Source organism: Variovorax sp. 278MFTsu5.1 (assembly GCF_048305045.1).
Lineage (GTDB): Bacteria > Pseudomonadota > Gammaproteobacteria > Burkholderiales > Burkholderiaceae_C > Variovorax > Variovorax guangxiensis.
In genome coordinates, this window is sequence record NZ_CP157622.1 from 1,393,093 (window position 1) to 1,408,604 (window position 15,512).

Genomic DNA, 15,512 nt, shown 5'->3' on the forward strand with positions numbered 1-15,512 from the left:
CCCGGCTGGGGGCAGCGCTTACTGCTCCTCGCCCCACGAGAAGCCGTCGCGCGCGATCATCGCGCTCGATGCGCTCGGACCCCAGGTGCCGGCCGCATAGGGACGCGGGCCGCCGTCCGACTCCCAGCTGTCGAGCAGCGGCTCGACCCAGCGCCATGCTTCTTCCTGCTCGTCGCTGCGCACGAACAGGTTCAGCCGGCCGTCGATCACGTCCAGCAGCAGGCGCTCGTAGGCGCCCACGCGCTCGGAGCCGAAGCGCTTGTCGAAGTCGAGGTCGAGCTGCACGGGCGCCAACTGGGCGGCCGTGCTCTGGTTGCCGTTGGTGCGCTGGCGGTTGTCCTGGGCCTGGGCGAGCATGTGCAGCTCCAGCCCGTCCTTGGGCTGCAGGTTGATCACCAGCTTGTTGACGTTGCCGGCCGGCGCGCGGTAGATGGCGTGCGGCGTGGGCCTGAAGTTGACCTCGATGCGCGCGTCGCGCGAGGCCAGGCGCTTGCCGGTGCGGATGTAGAAGGGCACGCCGGCCCAGCGCCAGTTGGCGATCTCGGTGCGCAGCGCCACGAAGGTCTCGGTGCGGCTGTCGGGGCTCACGCCCGGCTCGTCGCGGTAGCCCTGCACCCGCTCGCCGTAGGCCGTGCCGGCCGTGTACTGGCCGCGCACCGTGTGCAGGCCCAGGGTTTCGGGTGTCCAGGGCTTGAGTGCGCGCAGAACCTTGAGTTTTTCGTCGCGGATGGCGTCGGCGTGCGAGTTGATCGGCGGCTCCATGCCGATCGCGCACAGCAGCTGCAGTGCGTGGTTCTGCACCATGTCGCGCAGCGCGCCGGTCTGGTCGTAGAAGGCGCCGCGCTTTTCCACGCCCAGGTCTTCGGCGATGGTGATCTGGATGTTGGCGATGTGCTCGCGGCGCCAGATGGGCTCGAACAGCGCATTGCCGAAGCGCATCGCGAACAGGTTCTGCACCGAGGGCTTGCCGAGGTAGTGGTCGATGCGAAAGACCTGCTTCTCCTCGAGCACCTTGCCCACGGCGGAGTTGATGGCGCGGTTGGAGGCCAGGTCGTGGCCCAGCGGCTTCTCCAGCACGATGCGGGTGCGCGGGCCGTTCAGGCCGGCCGCGGCGATCTGCTCGACCACCTGGGTGAAGAGCGCCGGGGCGGTGGCCACGTACATCACGACCGTCTTGGCGTCGCGCTGCTTGAGCAGGTCGGCCAGGCGGGCGTAGTCGTCGGGCTTGGAGAGGTCCATGCGCAGGTAGTGCAGCATGGAGGCGAACTTCTTGAACTCCTCGGGCGAGGGCCGCTTGGCGCCTTCGACGGCGCTGAAGCGCGACTGGATCAGCTCCCGGTACTGGTCGTCCGACAGGTCGTCCCGCGCCACGCCGACGATGCGTCCGTCGGGTGGCAGGCTGCCGTGGCGGAATGCCTGGAACAGCGCGGGCATGAGCTTGCGCCACGCGAGATCGCCAGTACCGCCGAACAGAACGAGATCGAAGCTCATGAGAAAACTTTCCTTCCTTGTCTGAATGCCTGGCCAGGCCGCCCCGGTCGCGACTCCTCGTCGCAAAGGCGACTGCGCCACCCGCGATGGTACTTGTACGGATTCGCGAAGCCTGTACTAAAGCTACGCTGCCCGATGGCCGCGAGGCCTTTTTTTATTGCTCAGAGGAAGAGAGACCAGATGAACAAGAACAAGTTTCTTGCCGCGGCAGCGCTGCTGGGCCTGTCGGCCACGGCTTCGGCCCAGACCGTCAACGTGATCTGCTCGGTGCAGGCCGAATGGTGCAGCGTGATCTCGACGGTCTACGCCCGCACCACGGGCGTGCGCATCAACATGGCGCTCAAGGGTTCGGGCGAGGCCCTGGCCCAGCTGATCGCCGAGAAGGACAACCCCAAGACCGACGTCTGGTTCGGCGGCACCGGCGACCCGCACCTGCAGGCGGCCGAGCAGGGGCTCACCCTCGAATACAAGTCGCCCACGCTGCCGCAGCTGCACCCCTGGGCGCAGCAGCAGGCCAAGCAGTCGGGCTACAAGACGGTGGGCATCTACTCGGGGCCGCTGGGCTTCGGCTACAACCCCGAGCTGCTGGCCAAGAAGAAGCTGCCCGTGCCCAAGACCTGGGCCGACCTGCTCAAGCCCGAGTACAAGGGCGACATCCAGGTGGCCAACCCGGCCTCCAGCGGCACGGCCTACACCATGATCGCCACGCTGGTGCAGCTCATGGGCGAGGACAAGGCCTTCGAATACCTCAAGGCCCTGCACAAGAACGTCGGCCAGTACACCCGCTCGGGCACCGGCCCGATCAAGGCGGTGGCTCGCGGCGAAACCGCCATCTCCATCAGCTTCGTGCACGACGGCCCCGGCGAGAAGATGCAGGGCTTCCCGGTCGAGACCATCACCCCGAGCGACGGCACCGGCGCCGAGATCGGCTCCATGAGCATCATCAAGGGCGCGCGCAACCTCGACGCGGCCAAGAAGTTCTACGAATGGGCCCTGACGCCCGCCGCGCAGGAACTGGGCGCCGCCAACAAGCAGTTCCAGCTGCCGAGCAACGTGAACGCCAAGCTCGACCCGCGCATTCCCGACTTCAAGAAGATCAAGTTCATCAACTACGACTACGCCAAGTACGGCGCCAGCGCCGAGCGTCGCCGCCTGATCGCGCGCTGGGAGAAGGACGTCAACTCGCTGCCGCGCTAAGTGAAGGCGGGTTCCATCGACGCGGGCGTGCCGGCCAATCCGGCATCGCTCGCCGCGGCCCGGCGCTCGCAGCGCTGGATCCGGGCATGGATCGCGTTCGGTTTCGCGGCCTACCTGCTGCTGCCCTGGTACGCGATCCAGGATTCGACCTGGTACGAGGCCGTTCCGCAGGTCTTCGGCCAGGGCGAGGGCGCCAACGGGCTGATGCAGGCCGCCACCCAGGGCCGCGCCTGGCTCTTCGTGGGCCTGGCCGGGCTGCTGCTGTGCGCCGTGGGCGCGTGGCTGCCGGCGGGCAGGGCACAGGGGCGCTGGCTGCTGGCCGGCGGCCTCGTCGGCGCGCTCGGGCTTGCGCTCACGGGCTTCACCATCGGCGCGCGCGGCTGGAGCGTGGCGGCGCTGAATGCGCAGTTCGGCGAGCTGGCGGTCAACCAGTTCGGCATAGGCGCGGGCGGCTTCGTGGCGCTCACGGCGCTGGTATTGCTGGCGGCCTTCGGCATCGCGCGGCTGGGGCTCTTCAAGGGCGACCTGTTCGTTTCCGCCGCGGTGGTCGGCTGCGGCGTGCTGATGGCGCTGTTCATCGCCTACCCGGTGAGCAAGGCGCTGTCGGGCGCGTTCTTCGATGAAGACGGGCAGTGGTCGGTCGCCGCCTTCTTCGCGCGCGTGTTCACCGAGCGCATCTGGGGGCTGGGCTGCCTCGCGGGCGGCGTGCGTTGCGGCGTGGCCTGGAACACGCTGGTGCTTGCGCTGCTCACGGCCGCCGGAACCACCTTCCTCGGCACGCTGATGGCGCTGATGGCCGAGCGCGGCAGCAAGCGCGGGCAGGGCGCGCTGCGGGTGCTGGCGCTGCTGCCGATCATCACGCCGCCCTTCGTTGTGGGGCTGGGTTTGATCCTGCTCTTCGGCCGCGCGGGCATCGTCAACCAGGTGCTGGAGAGCGCCTTCGGCATCGAGCCCACGCGCTGGTTCTACGGCATGCCGGGCGTGCTGGTGGCGCAGCTCTTCGCCTTCACGCCCATCGCCTTCATGATCATGCGCGGCGTGGTGCAGGGCATCGCGCCCAGCCTGGAGGAGGCCGCGCAGATGCTGCGCGCCGACCGCCGCCGGGCCTTCTTCACCATCACGCTGCCGCTGCTGAAGCCCGGGCTGGCCAACGCCTTCCTGGTGGGCTTCATCGAGAGCATCGCCGACTTCGGCAACCCGGTGGTGGTGGGCGGGCAGTTCTCGGTGCTGTCGACCGACATCTTCTTCGCCATCGTCGGCGCGCAGTACGACCAGGGCCGCGCGGCCTCGCTGGCCTGGGTGCTCACGCTCTTCGCGCTCGGCGTTTTCGCGCTGCAGCGCGGCCTTCTGGGCAAGCAGAACTACACCACCGTCAGCGGCAAGGGCGATGCCGGCATTCCGATGGCGCTGCCCGACGGCGTGCGCCGCACCATCCTTTGCATCGCCGGGCCGTGGATCGCGTTCACCGCCGTGGTCTACCTGTTCGCCTTCGCCGGCGGCTTCGTGCAGACCTGGGGGCGCGACTACACCTTCACGCTGAACCACTTCAAGACGGCGTTCTCGCTCGAATGGGGGCAGTTCGGGCTGGTGTGGGCGGGTACCGCATGGAACTCGCTGCTCACCACGCTCAAGCTGGCGGGCATCTCGGCGCCGATCACTGCCGCGCTGGGCCTGCTCATAGCGTGGCTGCTGGCGCGCAACGAGTTCAGGGGGCAGGGCCTCTTCGAGTTCGGCGCGCTGCTGGCCTTCGCGATTCCGGGCACGGTGTTGGGCGTGAGCTACATCCTGGCCTTCAATGTGCCGCCCTTCGAGCTCACCGGCACCGGGCTGATCATCGTGCTGTGCTTCATGTTCCGGAACCTGCCGGTGGGCGTGCGCGCCGGCACGGCGGCCTTCAAGCAGCTCGACCGCTCGCTGGACGAGGCTTCGCTGATGCTGCGCGCATCGACCTCGCAGACGCTCTTCCGGGTGGTGCTGCCGCTGCTGAAGCCGGCGCTGGTGGCCGCGCTGGTCTACAGCTTCGTGCGCGCGATGACGACGGTGAGTGCCGTGATCTTCCTGGTCACGGCCGAGAACGAGCTCGCCACCACCTACATCATCGGCCGCGTGGGCAACGGCGACTACGGCATCGCGCTGGCGTACTGCACGGTGCTGATGATCCTGATGTCGCTGGCCATCGCGCTGGTGCAATGGATGGTCGGCGAGCGCAGGCTGGGACGGCGCGGCACCGCGCCGGTGTTGACCCAGTGAATACGGGCAGCCGAACGCAGAGGTCGCAGAAGTTGCGCAGAAGTCGCGAAAGGAACATCCAGAAATTTTCCTTTGGTTTTCTTTTGCGACTTCTGCGCAATCTTCGCGACTTCTGCGTTCTGAAATTTGGGGTTCTGACTTCATGAGCAACGGCATCGAATTCCGCAACGTCACCAAGCGCTACGGCGCAGACAAGAACGCGCCGCTGGCCGTCAAGGGCATCAGCTTCGAGGTGCCGGTGGGCACGCTCACCACCATCCTCGGCCCCTCGGGCTGCGGCAAGACGACCACGCTGCGCATGATCGCGGGGCTCGAGTCGCCCACCTCGGGGTCGATCCTGATGGGCGGGCGCGACGTCACCACGCTGGGGCCGGCGGAGCGCAACGTGAGCATGATGTTCCAGAGCTACGCGCTGTTCCCGCACATGAACGTGATCGAGAACGTGGCCTACGGGCTGCGCATGAGCGGCGTGAAGAAGGAGGAGGCCGCGGCGCGGGCGCGCGAGGCGCTGCGCGGCGTGGGGCTGGTCGGCTTCGACGAGCGGCTGCCCAGCGAGCTCTCGGGCGGCCAGCAGCAGCGGGTGGCGCTGGCGCGCGCGCTGGTGCTGGAGCCGGCGGTGCTGCTCTTCGACGAGCCGCTGTCGAACCTCGACGCCCGGCTGCGCCGCGAGATGCGCGAGGAGATCCGCGCGCTGCAGCAGCGGCTGAAGCTGACTGTGGCCTATGTCACGCACGACCAGAGCGAGGCGCTGGCGGTGAGCGACCAGATCATCGTGATGGACCACGGCGTGATCGCCCAGCGCGGCACGCCCGAGCAGCTCTACGGCCGGCCCGAGAGCGAGTTCGTTGCCGGTTTCATGGGCGAGGCGATGGTGTTCCCGGCGGTGGCCGAGGCCGACGGCAGCGTGGCGCTAGGCCCCTTGCGCCTGCAGCCGCGCTATGCGGTGGCGCCCGGCACGGTGAAGGTGGCGGTGCGGCCGGAGGCGTGGCAGATCGGTGCTCCGGGTGGCTTGCCGGCCACGCTTCGCAAGGCCGCCTACCTCGGCAGTTTCTACGAATACGGCTTCGACACCACCCTGGGGCCGGTCTTCGTGGTGTCGACCGACCTGTCCAGCCCGCTGGCGGCCGGCGCGCAGACCACCCTGTCCCTGGGAGCCCATGGCGTGAGCGTGGTGCCCGGCGCATGAAACAATGGGGCCATGAACGTGGTTTTCGACTTGGGCGCCGTGCTGTTCGCATGGGAGCCCACCCGGCTGGTACAGGCCCATCTCGCTCCACACGCACCCACTGAAGCCGCCGCGGCGGCCATGGGCCGCGCGCTCTTCCATCACGACGACTGGACCAGCTTCGATTGCGGCACCCGCACGCTGGCCGATTCCATCGCCCGCATGTCGGCCCGGCTGGCGCTGCCGCCGGAACCGCTTTTCGCCATGCTCGACGGGCTGGGCGAGCGGCTGGAGCCGATCGGCGTCACCGTCGAGATGCTCGAACAGCTGATCGCCCACCGCGACGCCGGTCAGCCGCTGCGGCTGTACTACCTGTCGAACATGCCCTCGCCTTATGCCCGTGCCATCGAGCGCCGGCATGCCTTCATGGGGCGCTTCGACGGCGGCGTGTTCTCGGGGGACGTGAAATTCCTCAAGCCAGAGCGCGAGATCTACGAGGTTCTGGCGACGCGCCATGCGCTCGATCCGGCGCAGACCGTGTTCATCGACGACTCGGCCGCCAACGTCGAGGCGGCGCGCGCCTTCGGCTGGCACGCCATCCACTGCACCTCGCCGGCCATGCTGCCCTCGCAGCTGCAGCGCTACCTGCCTGTCAGCGTCACCTTGCCGGTGTCGAACCCCAGGCTGCGGGCGTAGTCCAGCTCTGCCTGCAGCACCGCGTCGTCCAGGCGCGGTGCGCGAGAGAGCACCCAGAGGTATTCGCGGTTGGGCGTGCCGACCAGCGAGACCTGATAGTCGCGGTCCAGCTTCAGGATCCAGTAGTCGCCCCAGACCATCGGCAGCCATCCCAGCCAGGCCGGGGCGAAGCGCACTTCGAGGCGGCCCGCGCCGGGCTGACCTGCCACCGGCACCACGCGGGCCGTGCCGACGGCCTCGTCGAAATTCCCGTCGTCCCGCAGGCAGCGGTTGCGAACCTGCACCGTGCCATCGGGCTGGGGCGTGTACTCGGCGCTCACCGGGCCCGCGCATTGCTTCTGGAAGCGGTTCGGCAGACGGGCCTGTTCGTGCCAGATGCCGGCATAGCGCTGCAGGTCGACGGGTGCCACCACCTGCAGCGGCGCGCGCATCAGCGGGGCGCCGTCCGCGGGGCCCGCGGGCTGGGCACGCGCCGTGCGTGCGGCACCCAGCGCGAACCACGTTGCCACCCCGCCCACGACGAAGGCCGTGGCCATCGCGCCGATCGCATTGCTGGTGCGGCGGTCGTCGAAGGGCCTGACGTTGGCGGGAGGTCGGCGAGTGGTCATGAGGGCTCCTGAAGGGAAAGACTTTGCGTCTGCTGAAACTGCTGAAGACATTCGCAGTACGGCAAAGCCTAGCCGCGCGGCGGGCGCCGGGCCGTCAGCCACGGACCACAGGCGCTGTAGGGCGCCAAGGGGAGAGCCAGGGGACACCAGCGGGGGCGGAAACCGTAGAAGAAACCGACAACCCCACTCGGCTCAGGCCGATGGAGCCGCGCGGAAACCCGTGCTACGGTGCGCATGAAAACATCGGCCGACGCGCAACTGCGTGCAGGTCTTGTCACAACCGGCACAGGATAATGATTTCATGAACCAACTCGATGCACTCCGCCAGTGGACCACCGTTGTCGCCGACACCGGTGACTTCAAACAGCTCAGCATTTCCAAGCCGCAGGACGCGACCACCAATCCGTCGCTGATCCTCAAGGCCGTGCAGAAGCCCGAGTACCGGCCACTGCTCGACGAGACCGTGAAGAAGCACGCAGGCAAGCCGCTCGACGAAGTCATCGACCGCCTGCTGGTGCGCTTCGGCACCGAGATCCTCTCCATCATCCCGGGCCGCGTCTCCACCGAGGTCGATGCCCGCCTGTCCTTCGACACGGCCGCGACCGTCGCGCGCGGCGAGCGCATCGTGGCGCTGTACAAGGCCGAAGGCATCGACACCGAAAAGCGCCTGCTCATCAAGGTGGCCTCCACCTGGGAAGGCATCGAGGCCGCACGCCAGCTTGAGCGCAAGGGCATCCGCACCAACCTGACGCTGCTGTTCTCCTTCGCGCAGGCCGTGGCCTGCGGCGCGGCGGGCGTGCAACTGATCTCGCCCTTCGTGGGCCGCATCTATGACTGGTACAAGAAGTCGGCCGGCGCCAACTGGAACGAGGCGGAGAGCGCCGGTGCCAACGACCCCGGCGTGAAGTCGGTGCGCCAGATCTATGCCTATTACAAGCAGCACGGCATCAAGACCGAAGTGATGGGCGCGAGCTTCCGCAACGTGGGGCAGATCAAGGCCCTGGCCGGCTGCGACCTGCTGACCATCAGCCCCGAGCTGCTGGCGGAGCTGGCCGCGAGCAACGAGCCGCTGCAGCATGCGCTCGACCCCAAGGCCACAGGCGCCGACATCGCCAAGGTCAGCTACGACGAGGCGAGCTTCCGCTTCGCGCTCAATGAAGACGCCATGGCCACCGAGAAGCTGGCCGAAGGCATCCGCGCCTTCGCGGCCGACGCCGTGAAGCTCGAGAAGCTCATGCAGGAAAGCGGCAAGTAAAGATGGCCATGACCCTTCGCTGCGACCGCGCGCCGTCCTGGACGCAACTGCAGGCCGGCTTCGACACCGCGGGCCGCCAGTTCGACCTGCGCCACGCCTTCGTGGAAGACGCCGGCCGCTTCGAGCGCTTCAGCCAGGAGGCCCCCTTCGTGTTCGCCGACCTGTCGAAGAACCTGATCGACGCGCGCACCGAGGAACTGCTCTTCAAGCTGGCGCGCGAGTGCGGCCTGGAGGCGCATCGCGACGCCATGTTCGCTGGCGAGCACATCAACAACACCGAAGACCGCGCCGTGCTGCACACGCTGCTGCGCGCGCCGGCCGATGCGCCCACGGGCCCTAAGACGGCCAGCGAGCTGCGCGAGGTGCATGCCACTCTCGACGCGATGCTGGCCTATGCAGAGAAGGTGCGCGCCGACCACACGATCACCGACGTGGTCAACATCGGCATCGGGGGCTCCGATCTCGGCCCGCAGATGGCGGTGCTGGCGCTGGCCGAATTCGCCGCGCCGGGCAAGCGCTTCCACTTCGTCTCGAACGTCGATGGCCACGAACTGGCCGGCGTGCTGCAGGGCCTGGCGCCCGAGCACACGCTGTTCCTCATCGCCTCCAAGACCTTCACCACGGCCGAGACGATGACCAACGCGCAGTCGGCCAGGCGCTGGTACGAGCAGTCGGGCGGCACCGACATCGCGGGCCATTTCGCCGCGCTCACCACCAACGTGGAAGCGGCGAAGAAGTTCGGCATCGACACCACCTTCGGCTTCTGGGACTGGGTCGGCGGGCGCTATTCGCTGTGGTCGGCCATCGGCCTGCCGATCGCGCTGGCGATCGGTGCCGAGGGCTTCCGCCGGCTGCTGGCGGGCGCGCATGCGATGGACGAGCACTTCCGCACCGCGCCGCTGGAGCGCAACCTGCCGGTGCGCCTCGGGCTGCTCGATGTCTGGTATCGCAACTTCCACAAGTTCACGAGCCGCAGCATCGCGCCGTACCACAGCGCGTTGAAGCGCGTGCCGGCCTACCTGCAGCAGCTCGAGATGGAAAGCAACGGCAAGCAGGTCGACGCAGGCGGCAAGCCGCTGGCCTTCGGCACCTCGCCGGTGCTGTGGGGCGAGCCCGGCACCAACGGCCAGCACGCCTACTTCCAGATGCTGCACCAGGGCACCGACGTGACGCCGCTCGAGTTCGTGGCGGTGCGCGATGCCTCGCACGACCTCGAAGGCCATCACCCCAAGCTGCTGGCCAATGCGCTCGCGCAGGCGCAGGCGCTGATGGTGGGCAAGCTCGACGAGGGCGGCCACAGGAACTTCCCCGGCAACCGGCCGAGCAGCTTCTTCGTGTTCGAGAAGCTCACGCCCGAGGCGCTGGGTGCGTTCCTCGCGATGTACGAGCACCGCGTGTTCACCAGCGGCGCGCTGTGGGGCATCAACAGCTTCGACCAGTGGGGCGTGGAGCTCGGCAAGGTGCTCGCCAAGGACATCGAGCCGCGCCTCGCATCGGGCGACATCACGGGGCTCGATGCCTCCACCGCGGGGCTGCTGAAGCGGCTCGGAAGCTGATCGAGGGCTGCGGGAAAGCGATTTCGGAGCCTTTTGTTTTAAGCCAGGCTATGGCTTCCGGCTGTATTTGCCGTTGAAAGACGCATCGATATGATGGCCCCGGGAAATTTCCCTGGGACCAATCACAAAAGAGGAGTCGAACAATGGATTTTCAAACAGCGGTCAAGACCTGCTTCAACAAGTACGCCGATTTCAACGGCCGTGCATCGCGTTCCGAGTACTGGTGGTTCGTGCTGGCCGAGGTGATCGTTCTGATCGTCGCCAGCCTCATCCACCAGTACGTCTACGGCATCGCGGCCCTGGCCTTCCTGCTGCCCGCGCTGGCAGTGGGCGCCCGCCGCCTGCATGACATCGGCAAGAGCGGCTGGCTCCAGCTCCTGATGATCATCCCGATCGTCAACCTCGTGCTGATCTACTTCTACGTCCAGCCTTCGCAGCCCGCGTCCAACAACTACGGCGAAGCGCCGGTTGTCTCTGCCTGAGTCTTCCGGGTTTTCAATGCAAGAGGGCCGCGCAAGCGGCCCCTTTTCTTTTTGCCTTGCTTCATGCGATGCGTCAGGCCGTCACCGCCTGTGCCTGCTCGCGCACGGGCGCGCCGCTGGCCATGCGCACGCACAGGTCGAAGGCCTGCTGCAGCCCCTCGATCTTCGCGATGCCCTTGCCCGCGATGTCGAATGCGCTGCCGCTGGCCGAGGTGGCCACCGGCACCGGCAGGCCACCGTGCAGCGTCACGCCCTGCTCGAATCCCATGAGCTTCATCGCGATCTGGCCCTGGTCGTGGTACATCGACACCACAGCATCCACGTCGCCGCGCCGCGCACCGATGAACACCGTGTCGGGCGAGAAGGGGCCGCGTGCGTCGAGACCCTCGGCGCGCAGTTGCTCGATGGCGGGCGCGATGATCTCGATCTCCTCCATGCCGATGGAGCCGCCGTCGCCCGCGTGCGGGTTGAGCCCGGTCACCGCGATGCGCGGATGCGCCACGCCCGCGCGCCGCAAGGCGCTGGCGATGATCTTCACCGCGTCGCTCACGCCCTGCACCGTGATGTGGCTGGCCACGTCCTTCAGCGGAATGTGCGAGGTCACGCGCGATGTCCACAGCGAGCCGGTGAGGTTGAACTCGCAGACGAAGCCTTCCACCGCGAAGCGCTCCTGCATGTAGCGCAGCTCGTCCTCGTGCACCAGGCCGCCCAGGCGCAGCGAATGCTTGTTGAGCGGCGCGAAGAGGATGCCCTCGGCCTGTTCGCGCCGAACCGCCAGCGTGGCCAGCTCCAGCGCCTCGAACGAGGCCCGGCCCGAGTGTTCGTTCGACTCGCCGAGCACCGGCTCGCGACCCTCCATCCAGTCCATGGCGAGGAGGGTGGGGCGCCCGTCCTCGAAGCGCACGGCATCGAGGCTGTCGACCCGCAGCGGGTTCAGCTTTTCGCCCGCTATGCGCTCGCCGGACGCGAGCACGACCGGGTCGGCGATCAGCAGCACGCGCGCGGCGTCGAGATTGCGCTGCCGCGCGAGCAGCTTCACCGCCATCTCGGGGCCGATGCCGCTCGGGTCGCCGAGCAGCACGGCGATGCGCGGCTTGGCGGAACTCGTGCCTGAAGTCTTGGGGGAGGGGAGGGACATGGTGTCGGTCGGATACGGTTGAAGGGCAGGGAGAAAAGAGAAGGAATCAAGAGAAGGAACCGGCCGCCTCATTCGGCCTTGATGTTGGCGTCGCGCACGAGCTGGCCGTAGTGGTCGAACTCCTGCCGGTTCATCGCCGCGAAGGGTTCGCCGGTCAGGCCACCGGGCTCGCCGCCCAGCGCCTTGATGCGCGCCTGCACGTCGGCCAGCCTCAAGGTGCGCGAGAGCTCGGCGCTCAGCCGCTCCACCGCGGGGCGCGGCGTGCCGGCCGTGACGTAGAGGCCATACCAGGTCGACACGTCGGCGCCCTTGATGCCCTGTTCGGCCAGCGTGGGCACGTCGGGCAGCTCGGGCGAGCGCTGCGGCGCGCTCACCGCCAGCGCGCGGAACTTGCCGGCCTTGATCTGGCCCATGGCCGAGGAGGTGCTGTCGAACATCATGTCGACCTCGCCCGCGATGATGTCGACGTGCGCCTGCGAACTGCCCTTGTAGGGCACGTGGATCGACTTCATTCCTGTCGCCAGGTTGAAGGCCTCGCCGCCCACGTGCTGCGTGCTGCCGATGCCCGAGGAGGCGTACTTGAAGCCGCCCGGCTTCGCGGCCATGGCCGCCACCAGGTCCTTCACCGACCTGTAGGGCGAATTGGCGGACACGACCAGCACGTTGGGCATCACGGCCACCAGGCCCACGGGCTGCAGGTCTTTCAGCGGGTCGTACTTGAGCTTGAGGATGTGCGGTGCCACCGCCTGTGCCGTGTTGGTGGCCAGCAGCAGCGTGGCGCCATCTGCCGGCGCTCGGGCCGTGAGCTCGCCCGCGATGGTGTTGGAGGCGCCCGGCCGGTTCTCGACCACCACGGGCTGCTTCAGCGCGGGCGAGAACTTGTCGGCCAGCACGCGCGCCAGGATGTCGGTGCCGCCGCCAGGAGAGGCGCCGACCATGATGCGCATCGGCTTGTCGGGATAGGCCGGCTGCTGTGCGCCGGCTGGCGCCGCCGTGAGCAGCATGGTGGCCGCCAACCCTGCCGCGCGGGCGAGAAAAGAGGGCTTCATCGGGTCTGTCTCCTGCTTGTAGTGGGGCTAGCGTACGGAGCATCGTCCGCACGATCCAATCGAAAAAGCCTGCTGATCCATATACTTTTGTGCATGACCCAAGGCCCCTCCGACGCCTCGCTGATGCTCCTCGTGCGGCCGCGCCAGCTGCTGCTGCTGGCCCGGCTCGACGCCCATCGCCACCTCGGCCGGGCGGCCGAGGCCATGAACATCAGCCAGCCGGCGGCCACCAAGCTGCTGCAGCAACTGGAGGATTCGCTCGGCGAAAAGCTCTTCGAGCGCCTGGCGCGCGGCATGGAGCCCACGCCCTACGGCGAGATCCTGATCCGCTACGCCCGCCGCGTGCTCAGCGACTTCGGCACCGCCCGCGAGGAGATGCTGGCGCTGCGCTCGGGCCTCAGCGGCGCACTGCGCGTGGGCAGCGTGCCGGGCGCGGTGCCGCAGCTGCTGGCGCCGGCGCTGGTGGAATACCACCGCAGGCATCCGCAGGTGGCGGTGTCGGTGGTGGTCGAGACCAGCGACGTGATCCAGGCGCAGCTGGAGCAGGGTGATGTCGATTTCGTGCTGGGCCGCCTCACCGACGGCCACGACGAGGCGAAGTACGCGAGCGTGCCGCTCCTGGGCGAGTCGCAGGTGGTGGTGGTGCGCGCGGCCCACCCGGTGTTCGAGCGCGGCAACGTCACGCTGGCCGAGATGGCGGGCTGGTCGTGGGTGCTGCAGCCGCCGGGCTCGCCGCAGCGCGGGCGCTTCGAGGCGGCGATGCGCGAGGCGGGCATACGGGAGCGGCTGGACATCATCGAAACGGCATCGCCCATTGCCATCACCGCCTTGCTGGAGAACTCCGACATGGCGGCCGTGATGCCCGCCTCGCAGGCCGGCCACTACGCCCGTCTCGGCGTGCTGCGCGTGGTGCCGGTGGAGTTGCCGGTGCGCGTGCCGCCGATCTGCCTGATCACCCGCACCGACCGGGCGCTATCGCCCGCGGCGGCGCAGCTGCGGCGCCAGCTGCTGGGCGGCGCCTGAAGCCTTTGTGCTGCTGTTTTCCATGCTGTATTGCGTTAACTAGGGAATTCACTAGCCAACTGGTGCATGAAAGTACTGGTGATGGCGGCGGCAGTACCAAAACCGAAGGCGTGCTTCTCCAGAATTCGCGGCACGGCGACCCGACAGGAACAGGGCGTCGCTCACCTCTAGGAGACAAACATGAAGCGTTTTCTGAAAGCGGGCCTCGTCCTCGCACTGATCGGTACGGGCGTCGTCTCGCAGGCCGCCACCGAGCTCGTGATCGCGACCGTGAACAACGGCCACATGATCGAGATGCAGAAGCTCACCCCCTTCTTCGAGAAGGCCAACCCCGACATCAAGCTCAAGTGGGTCACGCTGGAAGAAGGCACGCTGCGCCAGCGCGTGACCACCGACATCGCCACCAAGGGCGGCCAGTTCGACGTGATGACCATCGGCCTGTACGAGACGCCGATCTGGTCGAAGAAGGGCTGGCTCAAGCCCATCGCCACCGACGCCGCCTACGACGTGGACGACCTGCTGCCCGCCATCCGCGACGGCCTGTCGAACGAGGGCAAGCTCTATGCAGCGCCCTTCTACGGCGAGAGCTCCATGCTCATGTACCGCAAGGATCTGGCCGACAAGGTGGGCGTGAAGTTCCCCGAGCAGCCCACCTGGGCGCAGGTCAAGGAGTTCGCCGACAAGGCCAACGATCCGAAGGCGGGCGTCTACGGCATGTGCCTGCGCGGCAAGCCGGGCTGGGGCGACAACATGGCCTTCCTGACCACGCTGGTCAACACCAACGGCGGCCAGTGGTTCGACATGCAGTGGAAGCCGCAGATCGACACCAAGCCCTGGAAGGACGCGATCACCTTCTACGTCGACCTGATGAAGAAGGACGGCCCTCCGGGCGCCTCGGCCAACAGTTTCAACGAGAACCTCGCGCTCTTCAACGAAGGCAAGTGCGCGGCCTGGGTGGACGCGACCATCGCGGCCTCTTTCATCAGCGACCCTAAGCAGTCGAAGGTGGCCGACAAGGTGGCCTTCGCGCAGGCGCCCACCGCCGCCACGCCCAAGGGCGCCAACTGGCTGTGGTCGTGGAACCTGGCCATCCCGGCCAGCTCGACCAAGGACGAGGCGGCGCAGAAGTTCATCAAGTGGGCCACGTCGAAGGACTACATCGCCCTCGTGGCCAAGGAAACCGGCTGGGCCTCGGTGCCGACCGGCACGCGCAAGTCGACGTATGCGAACCCCGAGTTCCAGAAGGTCGCCAAGTTCGCGGCGGCCGAGAAGAAGGCGATCGACAGCGCGAACCTGACGGACAGCACGCTGCCGAAGTCGCCATACGTGGGCGTGCAGTACGCGGCCATTCCCGAGTTCCAGGCGATCGGCGTGGCGGTGGGGCAGCAGATGAGTGCGGCGCTGTCGGGCAAGGTCACTGTGGACCAGGCGCTGAAGACTTCGCAGACGGCGGCGGAACGTGAGATGAAGAAAGCGGGCTACTACAAGTAAGCCGCTTTCTTACCCTCTCCCCTCGGGGAGAGGGCAGGGTGCGGGGGCGGCGTGCCCACCGCATGTGTCGCATGCCCTCACCCCAACCCTCTCCCGCAAGCGGGAGAGGGG

Annotated in this window: 13 protein-coding genes; 9 read left to right on the forward strand and 4 right to left on the reverse strand. The window is 67.8% G+C overall.

Going from position 1 to position 15,512, the window contains the following annotated elements:
* Window positions 1-18: 18 nt before the first annotated feature.
* Window positions 19-1,491 (reverse strand): glucose-6-phosphate dehydrogenase, encoded by a 1,473-nt coding sequence (zwf, locus tag ABL844_RS06060; RefSeq protein WP_126025697.1) that lies wholly within the window; start codon window positions 1,489-1,491, stop codon window positions 19-21.
* Window positions 1,492-1,671: 180 nt separating this feature from the next.
* Here zwf and ABL844_RS06065 point away from each other — a divergent pair, with 180 nt between their 5' ends.
* The 4 genes from ABL844_RS06065 (at window position 1,672) to ABL844_RS06080 (ending at window position 6,799) form a co-directional block, all read left to right on the forward strand.
* Entirely contained in the window at window positions 1,672-2,688 is a 1,017-nt protein-coding gene (locus tag ABL844_RS06065) for an ABC transporter substrate-binding protein (protein ID WP_418130767.1), read from the forward strand.
* The gene (locus ABL844_RS06070) at window positions 2,689-4,938 is read left to right on the forward strand and encodes an ABC transporter permease (protein WP_418130768.1); all 2,250 of its coding nucleotides are present in this window, start codon (window positions 2,689-2,691) and stop codon (window positions 4,936-4,938) included.
* A gap of 142 nt (window positions 4,939-5,080) precedes the next feature.
* Window positions 5,081-6,124, forward strand: a complete 1,044-nt coding sequence (locus tag ABL844_RS06075; protein WP_184635009.1) for an ABC transporter ATP-binding protein — start codon at window positions 5,081-5,083, stop codon at window positions 6,122-6,124.
* A gap of 12 nt (window positions 6,125-6,136) precedes the next feature.
* Window positions 6,137-6,799, forward strand: coding sequence for an HAD family hydrolase (locus ABL844_RS06080; protein ID WP_126025701.1), 663 nt, complete (start codon window positions 6,137-6,139; stop codon window positions 6,797-6,799).
* Here ABL844_RS06080 and ABL844_RS06085 read toward each other — a convergent pair.
* On the reverse strand, window positions 6,745-7,407 hold the full coding sequence (locus ABL844_RS06085; RefSeq protein WP_418130769.1) for a lipocalin family protein: 663 nt from the start codon (window positions 7,405-7,407) through the stop codon (window positions 6,745-6,747). The genes ABL844_RS06080 and ABL844_RS06085 overlap by 55 nt on opposite strands.
* 301 nt (window positions 7,408-7,708) lie before the next feature.
* On the opposite strand from ABL844_RS06085, the gene tal reads away from it, so the two are divergent.
* The 3 genes from tal to ABL844_RS06100 all read left to right on the forward strand — a co-directional run bounded on the left by tal (window position 7,709) and on the right by ABL844_RS06100 (window position 10,700).
* Window positions 7,709-8,662 (forward strand): transaldolase, encoded by a 954-nt coding sequence (gene tal, locus ABL844_RS06090; RefSeq protein ID WP_184635013.1) that lies wholly within the window; start codon window positions 7,709-7,711, stop codon window positions 8,660-8,662.
* Window positions 8,663-8,664: 2 nt separating this feature from the next.
* Window positions 8,665-10,218, forward strand: coding sequence for a glucose-6-phosphate isomerase (gene pgi / locus ABL844_RS06095; RefSeq protein WP_184635015.1), 1,554 nt, complete (start codon window positions 8,665-8,667; stop codon window positions 10,216-10,218).
* Between the two features lie 143 nt (window positions 10,219-10,361).
* Window positions 10,362-10,700 carry a DUF805 domain-containing protein gene (locus ABL844_RS06100; protein WP_126025705.1) on the forward strand — a complete coding sequence of 113 codons (339 nt, stop codon included), beginning with the start codon at window positions 10,362-10,364 and terminating at the stop codon, window positions 10,698-10,700.
* Window positions 10,701-10,773: 73 nt separating this feature from the next.
* Here the strand turns inward: ABL844_RS06100 and ABL844_RS06105 are convergent, their stop codons facing one another.
* Window positions 10,774-11,838, reverse strand: a complete 1,065-nt coding sequence (locus tag ABL844_RS06105; RefSeq protein WP_418130770.1) for a PdxA family dehydrogenase — start codon at window positions 11,836-11,838, stop codon at window positions 10,774-10,776.
* Window positions 11,839-11,906: 68 nt separating this feature from the next.
* On the reverse strand, window positions 11,907-12,887 hold the full coding sequence (locus ABL844_RS06110) for a Bug family tripartite tricarboxylate transporter substrate binding protein (RefSeq protein WP_418130771.1): 981 nt from the start codon (window positions 12,885-12,887) through the stop codon (window positions 11,907-11,909).
* A gap of 93 nt (window positions 12,888-12,980) precedes the next feature.
* Between ABL844_RS06110 and ABL844_RS06115 the strand changes: the two genes are divergently transcribed.
* Both ABL844_RS06115 and ABL844_RS06120 read left to right on the forward strand, forming a co-directional pair.
* Complete coding sequence (locus ABL844_RS06115) at window positions 12,981-13,910, forward strand: LysR family transcriptional regulator (RefSeq protein ID WP_418119304.1); 930 nt, start codon at window positions 12,981-12,983, stop codon at window positions 13,908-13,910.
* Window positions 13,911-14,090: 180 nt separating this feature from the next.
* Window positions 14,091-15,401 carry an ABC transporter substrate-binding protein gene (locus ABL844_RS06120; RefSeq protein ID WP_019654469.1) on the forward strand — a complete coding sequence of 437 codons (1,311 nt, stop codon included), beginning with the start codon at window positions 14,091-14,093 and terminating at the stop codon, window positions 15,399-15,401.
* The last annotated feature ends 111 nt before the right edge of the window (window positions 15,402-15,512 follow it).